This is a genomic window from Agrobacterium sp. CG160-95 (assembly GCF_053521725.1).
Window position 1 is genome coordinate 95,499 of record NZ_JBNWDU010000007.1, and the last position, 15,848, is coordinate 111,346.

At 57.5% G+C, this 15,848-nt stretch carries 12 protein-coding genes and 5 pseudogenes; 15 read left to right on the forward strand and 2 right to left on the reverse strand.

Annotated features, from left to right (window positions below; translation table 11 throughout):
- Positions 1-253 precede the first annotated feature (253 nt).
- The 9 genes and pseudogenes from ACQZ63_RS21915 (at position 254) to ACQZ63_RS21955 (ending at position 9,875) form a co-directional block, all read left to right on the forward strand.
- The gene (locus ACQZ63_RS21915; protein ID WP_113292293.1) at positions 254-2,203 is read left to right on the forward strand and encodes an ABC transporter substrate-binding protein; all 1,950 of its coding nucleotides are present in this window, start codon (positions 254-256) and stop codon (positions 2,201-2,203) included.
- A 120-nt stretch (positions 2,204-2,323) separates the two neighbouring features.
- Complete coding sequence (locus ACQZ63_RS21920) at positions 2,324-3,310, forward strand: ABC transporter permease (RefSeq protein ID WP_003517191.1); 987 nt, start codon at positions 2,324-2,326, stop codon at positions 3,308-3,310.
- Between the two features lie 9 nt (positions 3,311-3,319).
- A complete protein-coding gene (locus tag ACQZ63_RS21925; protein ID WP_025591532.1) occupies positions 3,320-4,444 on the forward strand; it encodes an ABC transporter permease in 1,125 nt (374 codons plus the stop codon).
- Between the two features lie 8 nt (positions 4,445-4,452).
- Positions 4,453-6,177: an ABC transporter ATP-binding protein gene (locus tag ACQZ63_RS21930; protein ID WP_019565751.1), complete on the forward strand. Its 1,725-nt coding sequence runs from the start codon at positions 4,453-4,455 to the stop codon at positions 6,175-6,177.
- Positions 6,178-6,221: 44 nt separating this feature from the next.
- Positions 6,222-7,409 carry a galactarate dehydratase gene (locus ACQZ63_RS21935; protein ID WP_113292294.1) on the forward strand — a complete coding sequence of 396 codons (1,188 nt, stop codon included), beginning with the start codon at positions 6,222-6,224 and terminating at the stop codon, positions 7,407-7,409.
- Positions 7,396-8,262 (forward strand): aldose 1-epimerase, encoded by an 867-nt coding sequence (locus ACQZ63_RS21940; RefSeq protein WP_113292295.1) that lies wholly within the window; start codon positions 7,396-7,398, stop codon positions 8,260-8,262. Before ACQZ63_RS21935 ends, ACQZ63_RS21940 begins: the two co-directional genes overlap by 14 nt.
- 212 nt (positions 8,263-8,474) lie before the next feature.
- Positions 8,475-8,902: pseudogene (locus ACQZ63_RS21945) on the forward strand (DDE-type integrase/transposase/recombinase); the annotation flags it as partial.
- A 182-nt stretch (positions 8,903-9,084) separates the two neighbouring features.
- Complete coding sequence (locus ACQZ63_RS21950; RefSeq protein ID WP_113292296.1) at positions 9,085-9,381, forward strand: type II toxin-antitoxin system TacA family antitoxin; 297 nt, start codon at positions 9,085-9,087, stop codon at positions 9,379-9,381.
- Positions 9,378-9,875, forward strand: a complete 498-nt coding sequence (locus tag ACQZ63_RS21955) for a GNAT family N-acetyltransferase (protein ID WP_113292297.1) — start codon at positions 9,378-9,380, stop codon at positions 9,873-9,875. Before ACQZ63_RS21950 ends, ACQZ63_RS21955 begins: the two co-directional genes overlap by 4 nt.
- A gap of 403 nt (positions 9,876-10,278) precedes the next feature.
- Here ACQZ63_RS21955 and ACQZ63_RS21960 read toward each other — a convergent pair.
- A pseudogene (locus tag ACQZ63_RS21960) lies at positions 10,279-10,503 on the reverse strand (DoxX family protein); the annotation flags it as partial.
- A 16-nt stretch (positions 10,504-10,519) separates the two neighbouring features.
- On the opposite strand from ACQZ63_RS21960, the pseudogene ACQZ63_RS21965 reads away from it, so the two are divergent.
- Positions 10,520-10,702: pseudogene (locus ACQZ63_RS21965) on the forward strand (SDR family NAD(P)-dependent oxidoreductase); the annotation flags it as partial.
- Positions 10,703-10,766: 64 nt separating this feature from the next.
- A pseudogene (locus ACQZ63_RS21970) lies at positions 10,767-11,686 on the forward strand (IS3 family transposase); the annotation flags it as partial.
- 257 nt (positions 11,687-11,943) lie between these two features.
- Here ACQZ63_RS21970 and ACQZ63_RS21975 read toward each other — a convergent pair.
- Entirely contained in the window at positions 11,944-12,972 is a 1,029-nt protein-coding gene (locus tag ACQZ63_RS21975) for an IS110 family RNA-guided transposase (protein ID WP_173998776.1), read from the reverse strand.
- Positions 12,973-13,033: 61 nt separating this feature from the next.
- Here ACQZ63_RS21975 and ACQZ63_RS21980 point away from each other — a divergent pair.
- The 4 genes and pseudogenes from ACQZ63_RS21980 to ACQZ63_RS21995 all read left to right on the forward strand — a co-directional run.
- Positions 13,034-13,315 (forward strand): annotated as a pseudogene (locus ACQZ63_RS21980) (integrase core domain-containing protein); the annotation flags it as partial.
- Positions 13,316-13,430: 115 nt separating this feature from the next.
- Complete coding sequence (locus ACQZ63_RS21985) at positions 13,431-13,628, forward strand: hypothetical protein (RefSeq protein ID WP_173998747.1); 198 nt, start codon at positions 13,431-13,433, stop codon at positions 13,626-13,628.
- A gap of 537 nt (positions 13,629-14,165) precedes the next feature.
- A complete protein-coding gene (locus ACQZ63_RS21990; protein WP_076844338.1) occupies positions 14,166-14,678 on the forward strand; it encodes an RNA polymerase sigma factor in 513 nt (170 codons plus the stop codon).
- Positions 14,679-14,800: 122 nt separating this feature from the next.
- Positions 14,801-15,754 (forward strand): FecR family protein, encoded by a 954-nt coding sequence (locus tag ACQZ63_RS21995; protein WP_173998745.1) that lies wholly within the window; start codon positions 14,801-14,803, stop codon positions 15,752-15,754.
- Positions 15,755-15,848 lie beyond the last annotated feature (94 nt).

Here is a 15,848-nt window from a genome sequence, read left to right on the forward strand (position 1 = left end):
ATTTCAATCGCAACAGAAATACCGGGGTTTTCATGAACGTGGTTACTGTCGTGCCGGTTCTTTCCTCAAACCTGATCCTGAAGACAGGTCTACGAATAAAAAATATGTAAAAATCTGTCAATACTTGTAATCATCTGAAAACGCCCATATGGTCTGCCCTGCCGATGGAGGATCGGTGTGCTGGCTGGCCGGGAGGCTGTTGCGGTTCGGTGAAAGCTGTCTCGCTGCCGGTGATTTTTTGGGAGGATAGTCGATGCGCGATGGCGATAAATTTTCACTGGGCGTGACGCGCCGAACCTTTATGGCTGGGCTTGGCGGCGTCGCCGCCGTGTCCGTCATCGGGAGCTCGGCCCTGGCTGCTGCCGGCAAGGAAGCGCCGGAACTGGCTGCCCTGGTAAAAGACGGCAAACTGCCGCCATTGGCGGAACGTCTGCCAAAAAATCCGATGGTGGTGACGCCGCATGAAAAGATCGGCACCTATGGCGGCACATTGCGCCGCGGCCTGCGCGGTTCGTCGGACCATAACGGCATCCTGCGCATGGTCGGCAACCAGGGGCTAGTGCGCTGGAACATGGATTTCACCGAAGTTCTGCCCAACCTTGCCGAGAAATGGGAGGTCAATGACGACGCCTCGCAGTTCACCTTCCATCTGTTGCAGGGCGCTAAATGGTCTGATGGACATCCCTTTACCGCAGATGACGTGGTGTTCGCCATCGAGGACTGCATCAAGAACAAGGAGCTTTACAGCGCTACCCCGGCGCAGCTCTCCGTCGCCGGTAAGGCGGTCGATGTCGAGAAAGTCGATGATTTCACGGTCAGGTTCAAATTCGCAGCGCCAAACGCGCTCTATCTGGAAAACCTCGCCACGCCGCTCGGCCAGCATCCGACGCTGTTTGCCAAGCATTATTGCAGCAAGTTCCTGCCGAAATACAACACGGCGCTCGATGCCGACGTCAAGGCGGCTGGCGTGTCCAGCTGGACGGAACTGTTCCGCGCCAAGTGCGGCGACATCGAAATTCCGTCGCGCTGGTCGAATGTCGACAAGCCGACGCTCGACCCGTGGGTGGTCAAGGAACCCTATTCCGGCGGCGCGACCCGTGTGGTCATGACACGCAATCCTTACTTCTGGCAGGTCGATACGGAAGGCAACCAGCTTCCCTATATCAACGAAGTCAATTTCGGCATTTCGCAGGATGTCGAATCGCTGATGCTGAACGTCATCTCCGGCAAGATCGACATTCAGGAACGCCATATCAGCGTTCTCGCCAACAAGCCGACGCTGTCGCAGAACATGAAAAAGGGCGATTACCGTCTGTTGACGCTGGTGCCATCGGCTGCGCAGCAGTGCCAGATCTACCTCAACATCACCCACAAAGACCCTGAGATGCGCAAGATGTTCGGCGACAAGTCGTTCCGTCAGGCGCTGTCCATCGCGCTCAACCGCCAGGAAATCATCGACATCGTCTATTTCGGCCAGAGCGAGGGCTATCAGGCCGGGCCGCGCCCGACACATCCCTGGTATCACGAAAAGCTGGCGCGTCAGAACACCGAATACGATGTCGCCAAGGCGAACGATCTTCTCGACAAGGCGGGTTACGACAACAAGAACGGCAACGGCATGCGGCTCCGGCCTGATGGCCAGCCGATTTTCTTCTCGATCGATGTGATCCCGACACTCTATCCCGATCTGGTCGATGCGCTCGAACTGGTGAAGGCGCAGTGGGCGCAAATCGGCGTCGATATCAAGGTCAACACCATCGAACGCGCGCTGTACTACACACGCGGCGATGATAACGCCCATGATGCGGCGGTCTGGCCGGGTCCGGGCGGTCTCGATCCGATGCTCGACCCGCGTGACTTCTTCGCGTTCCACCCGCAGGGGTCGCGCTACGCCATTCCGTGGGCGCTTTGGTACACATCCAACGGGCAGAAGGGGGAAGAGCCGCCGGAAAGCCAGAAGAAGCGCTTCAAACTGTTCGATGAAGCGCGTTCGACGGCCGACCTTGTCAAGCGCGGCGAGAAGATGAAGGAAATCTTCGATATCGCGGCGGAAGAGTTCGAGACGATCGGTCTTTGCCTTGCCGTTGGTGGTTTTGGTATTATCCGCAACAACCTTCGCAACGTGCCGGAGAAAGAACCCGACAGCTGGTCATGGCCCAACCCCGGCCCGGCGTTGCCGCAACAGTTCACCTTCACAAGCTGACACCGCCACATGGGCGTCGCTTCATCAACGCGGCGGCGCCTCTCAGGTTGCTTCGACCACCCGCAAGCCGTCTCGTAGTGGAAGGCGGCGCGTGTGGTAAAACGTGATTGCGAGAACGTCATGCTGCTATTTATCGTAAAACGCCTGCTGTGGATGATACCGTCCCTGTTCGCCGTCAGTTTTCTTGCCTTTGTACTGATCCAGCTGCCACCCGGTGACTACGTGACGACTTACATCGCCACGCTTGCTGCGTCCAACGAAGTCATAGACCACAATACGGCGGCGCAACTGCGAGAGCGCTTCGGGCTCGATGACCCGATGATCGTGCAATATCTCAAATGGATATGGGGCATCATCAGTCGCGGCGATTTTGGCATCTCGTTCGAATGGCAGCAGCCTGTTTCCGGCCTCATCTGGGAGCGCATGGCGCTGACGCTGGTTCTGGCCATAGCAAGCCTTCTCGCAACCTGGGCCATCGCACTTCCGATCGGCGTCTTCTCCGCCGTGCGCAAATATTCAATCGGCGATTATCTTTTTACCGCCTTCTCCTTTTTCGGCCTTTCCATACCGTCATTCCTTCTGGCGCTGGTGCTGATGTATGTCGCGGCGGTGGAATTTGGGGCCGATGTCGGAGGGCTGTTTTCGGCGGAGTACGAGACTGCTTCGTGGAGCATCGCCAAGATGATGGATCTGATGGCCCACATCTGGCTACCAGTTGCGATCCTCGCGGTGTCCTCCACGGCAAGCCTCATCCGCGTCATGCGCGCAAACATGCTGGACGAATTACCCAAACCCTACGTGACCACCGCGCGCGCAAAGGGATTGTCCGAGTTCCGGCTGCTGACGAAATATCCTTTGAGAATTGCGCTCAACCCATTCATTTCCACGATTGCATGGCTGTTGCCCAATCTCATTTCAGGCTCGGTTGTGGTTGCTATCGTGCTCAATCTGCCGACGGCAGCGCCGCTGCTTTTGCAGTCGCTGATGGCGCAGGACATGTATCTCGCCGGCGCCTTTGTGCTTTTGATCTGCGGATTGACGTTGATCGGATCACTCATCAGCGACATCCTTCTTGCGCTGGTCGATCCGCGCATCCGTCTCGAATAGGAGGGCGCCATGAGCGATATCGCCATCACCACCAATACCCGGCCGGACCGCGCTGCCGTCGCCTCGCAATGGCAACTGATCTGGTGGGCGTTCAAGCGCCACAGGCTGGCCATGGCCGCCCTGTTCGTCACCATCGCCATGTATATCGTCGCGCTTTTGCCAGGTTTCTTCGCCATCAACGATCCGGTTCTGCAGAATGCGCGCGCCACCTTCCATCCGCCGCAACGTGTGCATTTCATCGATACGACGGACGGCCTCTCCCTTGGTCTGCATTATTATCCGCTGAAGCTGACGCGTGATCCTGAAACGCTGGCGGCGGTGTTCGTCGAAGATACGGCCAAGAAAATCCCGATCCAGCTATTCGGTCGCGGCTACGAATATTCGGTGCTCGGCCTGTTCACCACGGATATCCATCTGCTGGCCTCGACCGACAAGACCCGACCGCTCTTCCTTTTCGGCGCGGATCGCCTTGGCCGTGATGTTTTCAGTCGGGTAATACAGGGCTCGCAAATTTCGCTGTCCATCGGTCTCGTCGGCGTGTTTTTCTCGCTGCTTCTCGGTGTCGTTCTGGGCGGTATCTCCGGTTATTACGGCGGCCGCATCGATTTTGTCATGCAGCGCGTCATCGACTTCGTTTTGTCGCTGCCGACCATTCCCATCTGGCTGGCGCTTGCCGCCGCCCTGCCGCAGGGTTGGCCGGCAACGCTGCAATATATGATGATCACCATCATCCTGTCCTTGACCGGCTGGGCGCAGCTTGCCCGCGTCGTGCGCGGCAGGTTCCTGTCACTGAGGACGGAAGAATTCGTGGCAGCAGCCCGGCTGGATGGCGTTCCGGAAGGGCGCATCATTTTCCGCCATATGCTGCCGAGTTTTTCGAGCCACATCATCGCCTCGGTCACTCTTGCGGTTCCGGCGATGATCCTTGCGGAAACCTCGCTGTCCTTCCTCGGTCTTGGCCTCCAGCCGCCGACCATTTCCTGGGGCGTGCTGCTTCGCGAGGCGCAGAATATTCGCTCGATCGCAACCGCGCCGTGGCTGTTCCTGCCCGGCGTGGCTGTTGTCGTTGCCGTCATGGCGCTCAATCTGCTCGGTGACGGTCTGCGTGACGCAGCCGACCCCTATAACAAGTGAGGCCCCGGATGAGCGATATTCTCTCGATGAAGCCAGACCGACCGCTGCTTGACGTCCGCAATCTGGTCACCGAATTTCCCGTGCGAAACGGCATTTTCCGCGCGGTAAACGATCTGTCTTTTTCCATCGATCCCGGCAAGACGCTCTGCGTTGTGGGCGAAAGCGGTTCCGGCAAATCCGTCACCGCCCGCTCGATCCTGCAGATCATCGACAGCCCCGGTTACATCGCTTCCGGGTCGATCATCCTCAACCGTGCCGACGGCACGTCGCTGGATCTCGCAAAGCTCGATCCGCGCAGCCGGGCCATCCGCTCGGTGCGCGGCGCAGACATCGCGATGATTTTTCAAGAGCCGATGTCGTCGCTGTCGCCAGTGCACACCGTCGGTGATCAGATCACCGAAGTTCTGCGGTTGCATTTGAAGATGAGCAAGGCGCAGGCACGGGCGGAAGCCATCGAGCTGCTGCGACAGGTGGAAATTCCCAACCCCGAAAAGGCGCTGGATCGTTATGCCTTCCAATATTCCGGCGGCATGCGCCAGCGCGCCATGATCGCCATGGCGCTGGCCTGCAAACCGCAACTGTTGATCGCCGACGAACCGACAACCGCGCTGGACGTCACGACGCAGGCCGAAATCCTCGACCTGATATCGCGGCTGCAAAAGGCGCATGGCATGGCGGTGCTGTTCATCACCCACGACATGGGCGTGGTGGCGCAGATTGCCGATGACGTGCTGGTAATGCATCACGGCGTTGCCAAGGAATATGGCACTGTCGATGAAATATTCCACAATCCGCAAGACCCCTATACGCGCATGCTGATCGGCTCGGTTCTGAAGCTGGAGCAGAAGGCGGAAATCCGGCTTGCCCGCCCGCCGCTCGATCTTGCCGCGGCGCCTATCCTGGAAGTGAACGACCTCTCGATGCACTTCGGTGAGATGAAGGCGCTGGATGGCGTGTCGATCAAGCTGCTTCCGGGCGAAACGCTCGGCATCGTCGGCGAAAGCGGCTCCGGCAAGACCACAATGGGCCGCTCGATCATGCGCCTCTACGATCCGACCGGGGGCGAGATGCGCTATCGCCGGGCGGATGGCACGGTGGTCGATCTTGCCAAAATCGAAGGTGCGGAGCTGAAAGCGGCGCGGCGTGAGTTGCGCATGGTTTTTCAGGATCCGTTCGGTTCGCTCAATCCGCGCATGACGGTGGCACAGGTCATCGGCGAGCCGCTGCTGGTCAACGGCATTGCGAAAGGCAAGGAACTGGATGAGCGCGTCTGCGCCCTGATGGAGCAGGTGGGTCTGGACCCTGCCGGACGTGAGCGTTATCCACACGCCTTTTCCGGCGGCCAGCGCCAGCGCATCGGTATCGCCCGCGCCATCACGCTCCGGCCGCGCATCATCGTTGCGGATGAGGCGACGTCGGCGCTCGATGTTTCGGTGCGTTTCCAGGTGCTGGACCTGCTCATGCGGCTGCAGGACGAACTTGGCCTGGCTTACATCTTCATCAGCCATGACATCGGCGTCATCAGATACATGTGCGACCGCGTCGGAGTGATGTATCGCGGCAAGCTTGTTGAGGTGGGAGACGCCGAAAAAGTCTGCAACGCGCCGGATCACCCTTATACGCAGGCACTTCTGTCGGCCATTCCGCGCCCGGATCCGCGCGACCGCGACCGCACGAGAAGGTTCCGCTACGTCGAGCCGCCCGAGATCAAGAACGGAGCTGCTGCCAGATAACAGCGCGGCTGTTGCTTCTCGCAATTCAAGAGGAAGACCAAAGCATGAAAATCGATCGCATGCGGGTATTCGTTACCCGCGACAAGGACCGCCCCCGCGTTATCGTCGCTCTCGATACCGATGACGGTTTGACCGGCTGGGGCGAATGCTACAATCACGGCCCCGATCTCGCATTGCCCCCGGTTCTGGATTACCTCTACGGCTTTCTTGCCGGGCAGGATCCGACTCGGGTCGAGTATCTCTACAATCTCCTCCTCCAACAAAACCGCTTTCCGCCCGGAGCACTCGGTCTTTCGGCAATCTCAGCGCTTGACCATTGCCTCTGGGACCTTGCCGCCAAGGCGGCGGGGGTGCCTGTCTACAAGCTTTTGGGCGGCGAAGTGCGTGATCGTATCAAGGTTTACGCCGGCGTCTACACGGCACCGGATGCGCAGGCGGCAAGGGAAGAATTCGATCGTCTCAACGAAGACTGGGGGTTCACAGCCTTCAAGCTAAGCCCATGGCGCGTCGATATTCACGCCCATCGCTGGGGTGAGGTGGTGCGCAGTTCGGCCGAATACTTCCGCTCGCTTCGCGAAACGGTGCGGCCCGACTACGATATTGCCTTCGATGCGCATGCCAAGATTTTCGAGCCTGCTGCCGCTCGTCAACTGGGCAATGCGCTTGCCCCTTACGATCCCTTATTTTTTGAAGAGCCGTTGCGTCCGGAAAATATCGAGATGTGGGGAGACCTGAAGCAGGGGCTGAACTGCACGCTGGCAACCGGTGAAAGTCTTTACAACCGCAATGACTTCCTGCGTCTTCTGCAAGTCCGGGGCGCCGATATCATTCAACCCGACATCTGCGTTGTCGGTGGTATTTCGGAAATGCGCCGCATCGCCACGCTTGCAGAGGCGCATTTCGTCAGCATCGCGCCGCACAACCCGATGGGGCCGCTCGCCACCGCCGTCAACGTGCATTTCTCCGCCGCCCAGCAGAATTTCCGTATTCTTGAATACAGGTTGCCGAAAGGGCAGTGCTATGTTTATGGCGGCACCGACCTCGAAAAACGCGAGGATGAAACGCGCTATGTTGTCGACCCTTATCTGCCAAAGGATGGCTACCTGGAACTGAGGCCGGACCGACCGGGTTGGGGAGTCGAGATGGATGAAAAGGCCATGCAGGAAGATGGCTATGTTCACTGGCAGCGACGCGTGCCAAAACGGCCTGACGGCTCCTATGCTTTTGCCTGAAACGGTTACGATTGCCTTCAGGCAGCTTTCGGCCCGCCTCCACCCTTCCTGGGGTGGAAGGATGACGCATCTGCACCACGAGGATCACGGCGATATCCTGGTGCCGACAGCGGGGGAGTCTTTTGACCCGTTGAACTGGCCGAGGGCAGGTGCCTATCCGCTCATTCCTTACCACAACAGGTTATATGGCAGCTCATTCGTTCACGCGGATATCCGCCACGACCTTCTTCCACATCCCGCCCTTTCGCCTGATGCCATGCATGGACCTGCTCACCGACGATCGTGGGATATTTCCAGCCTGGCGGCCGATCAGTGCACGCTGGTGCTTGACTATAAGGCGGATGCTGAGTGGCCATTTTCCTTCCGCGCTGAACAATCTTTTATGCTTGAAAGCAACCGTTTGACGGTGGAATTGTCGATAACCAATCTGGAGAACCGGCCTGTGCCGGTTTCGCTTGGCTGGCATCCCTATTTTTCGGCAGAATTGGGCTGCGACGCCAGCACCGATGCCAAACTGCAATATCCCCTCGATGTGCAGAACGTGCCAACCGGCCAGCAAGCGGTGCCCCGCTCGAAACCTACCATTCCTGCTACGACGGGATACACCTTGCACTTCACCGACTGGTCATATGCGCGCATCGGTTTTGACAGTTTTTCACTGTTGCTCGAGGCCGATCCTGTTTTTAGCAATCTCGCTGCCCACCGTATGGACCGCTATCTTTGTCTTGAACCCGTTTCCATGGTCGCCGGAGCGCTTGGCTTACCGGAACCAGAGCGAAATGGCCGCGGCGTCGAAACGATCTCGCCCGGTCAACGACTGTCTGGGTGTATTAGGCTTTCTATTGAAAGTTGACAGGGGCGTAGGTCCCTCACGCACATAACGGCTATTCCGGGCGCTCCGCCTGTCTTGAATCCTGCGCAATCAGTAAGGTTATGCGTTCCTATCTCAAGGATATCCCCTGGCGATCAACGTCTTCCGAGCTGCGGCGTATGCCTCTTGCAGCGCCTAGTGGCCTTAGCCCGTCAAGAGGTGTTGTCACGCTAACCGGCTCGCCGTTGCCCACGTTTTGGATTGGGCGCGCAGTCGATCAGGATGGCGTCGTTCTCGAAGAATTATTACAGAAGCGACGTGACAAAAGGGAGGCCAAGCGCCTACTCGTGTCTTTGATGAAGCGCTGTGGTTTTGCTCCCTAGCGGATCATCACTGACAAGCTGCGCTCCTACGAGTGCGGCAAATGCGGACGTGGCTGCCGGCCTTAACAATTGGTCGCACAAGAGCTTCAATAATCGGGCCGAGAACAGCCATATGCCGTTTCGAAACGAGAACGAACCCTGCAGGGTCGCCGATCGCCCGGAGCATTGCAACGGTTCGTTTCTATGCACTGCGCTACCCACATCGCTTTTCTGTTTCCGCCCGCCGCCGCGCCGCAAAAACAATTCGCTACCGCCTCGAAGCGTTCGATAGATCGAAAATTGCTGCCTGCATCGCTTGAAAATTCGAGCCGCTGCCTTTCTCGGCCTAGGTAACTTAACGTGACAACATCCCATGAGGTTATGCTTCAAGCCGGCGTCTGTCGTGCGCTCGTCCGCAGGCGAATGTAACGACATTATCTTTACGATTCTTGTAAAGATAATGTCGTTACGCTATATAAATGGGCTTGGATAGGAGTTTCCCATGCCGACCTCACACACGGGTAAGAGCCCGGACGCAAGTGTGCCGCTGAATATGCGCATTAAACCTGCTACTCGCAACTTGATCGATCGCGCCGCAGAGTTGCTCGGCAAAACGCGCACAGATTTCATGTTGGAAGCTTCCGAGCGCCGTGCGGAGGAGGTGCTGCTCGACCGTACAATCGTCACGGTAAGCCCCGAAATTTATGCCGAATATCTTGCCCGTCTCGATGCGCCTGCTCAGCTCAATGAGCGTCTAAAGCGCACCATGTCGACCAAAGCGCCCTGGGATGAGGCGTGACTCTCAGCGCACCAGTCCCCTTGGTCGATCATCACGAACTGGCCGAATTCAATTCTGGAGTACCTGAACTGGACGACTGGCTTCGGCGCCGCGCCCGGGCCAATCAAGCAGGCGGCGCGTCGCGGACCTTTGTCGTGTGGGACGAGAGCCGCGTCATCGCGTACTACGCCCTGGCCTCTGGCTCCGTGAAACCGCCGGAAGTGCCTAGCCGCTTTCGGCGCAATATGCCTGATCCAATCCCAGTTGCAGTGCTTGGCCGCCTCGCCATTGATCAATCCTGTCAAGGGCGTGGTATCGGTAGGGCATTAGTGCGCGACGCGGGTCTGCGCCTGCTGAATGCCGCGGAAGTGCTCGGGATCCGCGGCGTGCTGGTCCATGCGATTTCTGATGACGCACGAGCCTTCTACGAAGCCGTCGGCTTCCTGTCTTCTCCGTCCGATCCCATGATGCTGATGGTCGGATTGGACGACCTCAACAATGCGCTGAATACCTAAACGGAATTCACCAATAATTTTCGATTGAGTCCATTCCACTGTGTTTCTAAGCCAATGGGAATGCTCCAGAAAGTCCGACAACAAATGACGTGCGGTTGGTTCGTACCCCCATCAACAGCGTGCGACATCGAACCAATCACAGCGTCGACCGCATGCTGTTATCGAGAATGCTCTAAGTTCCATAATAGACTGGCTTGGACCGATTCAATATCGATATGTAGTGTTGCCCAGACTACCCTCGTTTCTATCATGGCCAGCCCCCACTCCGAGCGAACTTCTTACCGTTCAAAGTGATAGACAGCGAGTGAGAGATGTTGCGCAACCTTCGCTGGTGGCGATTGGCGATGCCGCTCAGTAACAGTCATTACCCTCAAATGAGTGAATCTCGACGCAGTTTGACGAACTAGTCAATTGCAATCCTGCCACATCCGTACACGACAAGGGTCAGTGCCATGGCGGCCCAGGGAAGATAAAAATTGGCCCAGCCGTCTGGAACGGTCAGCTGGATCACTGCCGTCATGACCAGCAGGCCAAGCGCGGAATAACGTGTGAAAAGGCCAAACACCAGCAAGACAGGAAGAACGAGTTCGGCAATCCCTGAAGCCGTCGCCATCACCTGCGGCATGGGTATGAGATCTGACTGCCTTTTCGAGACGAACACATTGGGCGTCATGGCCATGGTGCAGGCTGTCATTCCCCAAATGCGCGAGCGTCGTTCGGGCACCATCGTCAACGTCACATCCAGGGTGACGCTGGCAGCGATGCCGTTGGCGGCCGCCTACACGGCAAGCAAGCAAGTCATCGAAGGCTTCACCGGCTTGCTGGCTTTGACCAGCCACTGCGAATTTCCTCCAGAATGGATTAGAGTCCGGCCCATTAAAGGACGGACGCATGAAGAAGCAGCGATTTACGGAAGAGCAGATTATTGCGGTGTTGAAGGAGCAGGAGGCTGGCGCGAAGGTGGCCGACCTTTGCCGCAGGCATGGAATTTCAGAAGCAACGTTTTACAACTGGAAAGCCAAATACGGCGGCATGGAGGTCTCTGAGGCGAAGCGGCTGAAGGCGCTTGAGGACGAGAACGCCAGGCTGAAGAAGCTGCTCGCCGAACAGATGCTTGATGCGGCCGCACTCCGCGAGCTTCTCCAAAAAAAATGGTAGGGCCCGCCGCCAAGCGTGAAGCCGTCACGCACCTGAAGACCGTCATGGGGCTTTCGGAACGGCGGGCCTGCCAGATCATATCTGCCGATCGCAAGACGATCCGTTACCGGTCGAACCGACCGGTGGAGACCGAGTTGCGAGCAAGGCTGCGCGAGTTGGCTAATGAGCGACGGCGTTTCGGCTGCCGTCGACTGTTCGTCCTGCTTCGGCGGGAGGGAGAGCCGTCCGGCGTCAATCGCATCTATCGGCTGTATCGCGAGGAAGGGCTTTCAGTACGCAAGCGGAAGGCCCGACGCCGTGCTGTCGGCACGCGTGCTCCGATCCTGGTCGAAGCGAAGGCAAACGCCCGCTGGTCGCTGGATTTCGTCCACGACCAGTTCGCCTGCGGACGGAGGTTTCGGGTGCTCAACATCGTCGATGATGTGACGCGTGAATGCCTGGCAGCAATTCCAGACACCTCAATCTCCGGCCGCCGTGTCGCACGGGAGCTGACGATGCTGATCGAACGACGCGGCAAGCCCGGAATGATTGTCTCCGATAACGGCACCGAACTCACCTCGAATGCCATCCTTGCCTGGTCGAAGGATCACAAGGTCGAGTGGCATTACATCGCGCCGGGAAAGCCCATGCAAAACGGCTATGTCGAGAGCTTCATGTATAGACGGCCCCGCGGGCGCAAGAGGCTTTCTGCAAGTTTAGGTCATCATTCGGGTGCGTTCATGTATACGGCCTTTAGATGCGACCGATACTATGGTCGCTGGCCCTGATGGAGTACGCGGATCGAGGCCTCATCAACGGGTCGCGCTTGAATGGGCGCTTAAAGCTCTCCGGGCTTGCTCGATCCTCAGCTCCGCTGAATGACCATCTTTTGCTTCTGCACCTTACGCCATCTGGATTTTGGGTTGCTGCCTTACGTTGTCTTAGCGTGTGCCTCTCTGAACATCTCTCCACTTGTCATCATCGCCCAGATGATCCGAGCAAGCTTGTTGGCCACGGCGACGGCCACGATTATAGGACGCCGTCGTTGCAGTAAAGCGTCGATCCAAGCTCCATCGACCTTCGCTCGAGCCTTTGGATATCGGACGATGTTCCTGGCACCGATCACAAGCAGATGACGTAGGTACGCATCCCCCTGCTTAGTGATTCCGCCCAATCGAGTTGTGCCCCCGCTGGAGTTTTGACGTGGTGTCAGGCCCAGCCAGGCGGCAAACTCTCGGCCAGAGCGGAACATCCTCGCGTCCGGAACGGTCGCCGCGATGGCTGTAGATGTAATTGGACCAACACCTGGGATCGACGACAGAAGGTTTGAGACTGGATGTGAACGACCGATCTCTGCCAGCTTTGTCTCAATTCCCTCTATCTGCGTGTTCAACTCCCCAACCATGCGGATCAGGCTTTTCAATGCGAACCGAGCTTGTTCTGGCAACGAGGATGCGACGTCCTCTATCGAAGGCATTATGGTCTCGATGCGTTGTCGACCTTGACCAAAGGTGATTCCAAATTCAGCAAGGTGAGCGCGGATTGCGCATACTGTCATGGTCCGTTGTCTTACCAGCAGGCCTCGAGCTCGGTGTAGCATCAGGAAGGCCTGGTTGGATTCGGATTTGATCGGAACGAAGCGCATGTGAGGCCGACGGACAGCCTCACAGATGGCTGCGGCGTCGGCGGCGTCATTCTTCGCGCCACGCCGCACATACGGCTTAACGTACGAAGGAGGGATTAATCTAACTTCGTGGCCGAGCTTCATCAACTCGCGAGCCCAATGATGCGCTGTGGCGCAAGCTTCCATACCAACAAGGCATGGCTTGGCATCCTGAAAGAACTTGATCATCTCGCTTCGGCGGAGCGCGGCGGTTTTAACCACTGAGCCCCCGGCATCCACCGCATGGACGTGAAAGTTATGCTTGGCCAGATCGAGGCCTATTGTGCTGGCAATCATATCAAAGGCTCCTGTTTGAGTTGGCTCGTCACTATACGACCAACCGGTTCGGAGCGGGGCCGTCTTCCCCATCAACGGGCGAATGCGTGACGAATTGCTCAACGAAAGCCTGTTCTTCGGCCTTGATCATGCCCGAAGCGCCATCGCTGAATGGGCCGAAGATTACAACAATTTCCGGCCGCACTCATCGCTCGGATATCAGACCCCGGCCGACTATGCCGGGTCCATCGCCGCAACCGGCTCCAACGCTGCGCAAAATGAAAGCTTCGCGTTTCCGCCGGTTGCTCACACCGCGCCACTTGGCGTATTCAAAACCGCCGGGGCTCTAATCGCCACTGGATGAAAGTTCAGTGGCAGGTCAGCTTATCAATTGGCGTACTTTGAACTACGCGCAAAGGTCGTTGAGCTTGGCTACGCACCGACGAAAAGCTTCGGGCAAAACAGTTCGGTTCGAGGGCATGATCCCTGCGGCCTATGCCGATTTCGCAAGACCGGTTTTCGAGGCATTTGCTAACCCTGCGCTGACAACAAGGGAAACGGACGTTGCCGATGCAATCTGGGCAGCCGTGCATGATGCCAGCGGCCAGCTCCGCTTTCCCGCCGGCGCTGACGCGGTCGCGCTTGCCGTTCCTCCCGGCCAGAACACAGCAGCCTGACCGGCCAAGTCCAAGGGGCTGCCTTGCTCTCTCCAAGGCACTCGACCATTCCTGGGTCCCTCGAAAACGGCAAAAGGTGTTTACAAACTTTGGACCATCCCAAGCGCATTCACGCACATATCTTGCCCGCGCCGCCTCGCGGATTTTACCGAAAGGCGTGGGCACTCGGATTCGCTGATTGCCGAAGCTGCCATCGCATTGTTTGTCCGCTTCTGGCTGGCCTCGACCACTTCTCTTCCGGACACAGCTCAGGCCGCCGCGCGCGCCAACGGTGGCGAGCGTTATGACAAATTCCTCAAAGCTCCGGGCGAGCGGGTTGCTACCGGACCAAGGCTCAGTCAGGACGTGCCAGGGGACGAAGAACTTTCAAACAGAGTTCCACCTCGCCATATAACTGGATTTTTTATGGAAAGTTTTGCTAAAGGAGAAAGTGAGGCCTTTACCAGGCTTCACTGTCGTACTGCATGATGGAGACAGCTCGACCGTAGAGGGCAATGCTCAAATATCCATGTCGAGAATTGTCGAACGGTTCTAAAAATGGTCGGAGACAAGAAGAAAAATATACTTGAGAGCTTCGCAGCCAGTTATGGAGAACTGTTGCGGCATCTCTCTCGTCGCCTTGGTCGCGATGTGGATGCTGACGATGTGTTGCAGGATACGTTCCTGCGACTTCAGAGCATTCCCGTCGAAACTGACATCAAGAACCCGCGATCCTATCTTTTTCGCATGGCCGATAATCTGGCAACGGATCACATTCGCGGCCGGCGGTCCCTTGAGCGATATTTATCTTCTGGAGAGCTTCCTGATTCCGTCGATGATAGACCGTCGCCGGAAAGGGTCGTGGATTACCGCCAGCGTCTCGGCCGCCTTGAACAGGCCATTTCAGAATTGCCCCCGCGACAACGACAGGTTTTCCTGATGCACAAGTTTGATGGATTGAGCCATGCCGAAATCGCCCGCGACTTGAAGATAACAAAAAGCGCCGTCGAAAAGTTGGTTATGAAGGCGCTTGCGCACTTGCGGGACCGGCTTGGCGATCTCATTGACTAGAAGTTTCGAAGAAATATGCGCGGCATGGGTGAGGTGCTGTCCGGTCAGATTCGTCTATATGTCGGATATCTGGTTCGGGAAACGTTGCCCCAGCTTGCGCAAGGAAACAGCCGGTGGCCACTATGGCAACAACGAACAACGATAAAAGACAAAAATCGCGCGATGAGGCGCTGGCTTGGTTTGTGCGCCTAAATTCAGGCGATGCAACCGAAGCGGAGCGGGCCGATCACGTCGCATGGATGGCCTCCGATCCTCTGAACCGTGCTGAATATGCCAAGCTTGGTGGCATCTGGTCCTATCTTGACCGGATTCCCGATCCACGCAAGAGCGCGGTTGGACAAACACCCCGTCGCCCGCTGGCATCTCGCCGTGCCTTTCTAGCCGGAGGTGCTTCCGCTGTCGCCGTAGGCGCCGTTGTCTTGGTCGCAGGTCCGCCGGATTTCCTGACGAGCGATCATTTTACCGGAACGGGTGAACTGCGCAGTGTAACCCTTGTCGACGGAACGACGGTCGAACTGGATGCGGACAGCGCGATCTCCCTGGCCTATACCGATGCGGTCCGTACTGTACGCCTTCTTCGCGGCCGTGCCTTTTTTGATGTTGCCAAGGATGCCAGACGCCCCTTCACCGTTCTGATTGCCAATGGCAGTACTACTGCCTTGGGAACGCGCTTCGTCATTCACGAATGGTCCGGCACCGTGACCGTATCCGTCGAAGAGAGTGCTGTTTCCGTCAGAGGACCGGATCACTCCGATACCGTCGTCAATGCCGGGGAATATGTCACCTATGACGATGAACGGCTTGGCAAGGTTCAACCCGTCGATGTGGAATCTGAAACTGCATGGCGGCGCGGTAAGCTGATTTTTGAGGATCGCCCGCTGCGACAGGTTCTTGCCGACGTGAACCGTTATCGTTCGGGCACCATCCAGGTCACTGAAAGTCGTCTGCTGAATATGCGCGTGAGCGGCATTTTTGACATCAGCAATCCTGATGGCGTGCTTGAAGCGATCCGGACGACTTTGCCGGTTCGAACCTTCCAGCTGTCTCCCTGGCTGGTTGTTCTGCATCCTGCTTGAATAAGAGGGGCGGGCTGAGTTTTCCTCCCATTTCGACCCTTTATCAAAACTTGACGATTATTTTCCACTTTGGGGGTGAGGTGGTGTACCTCGA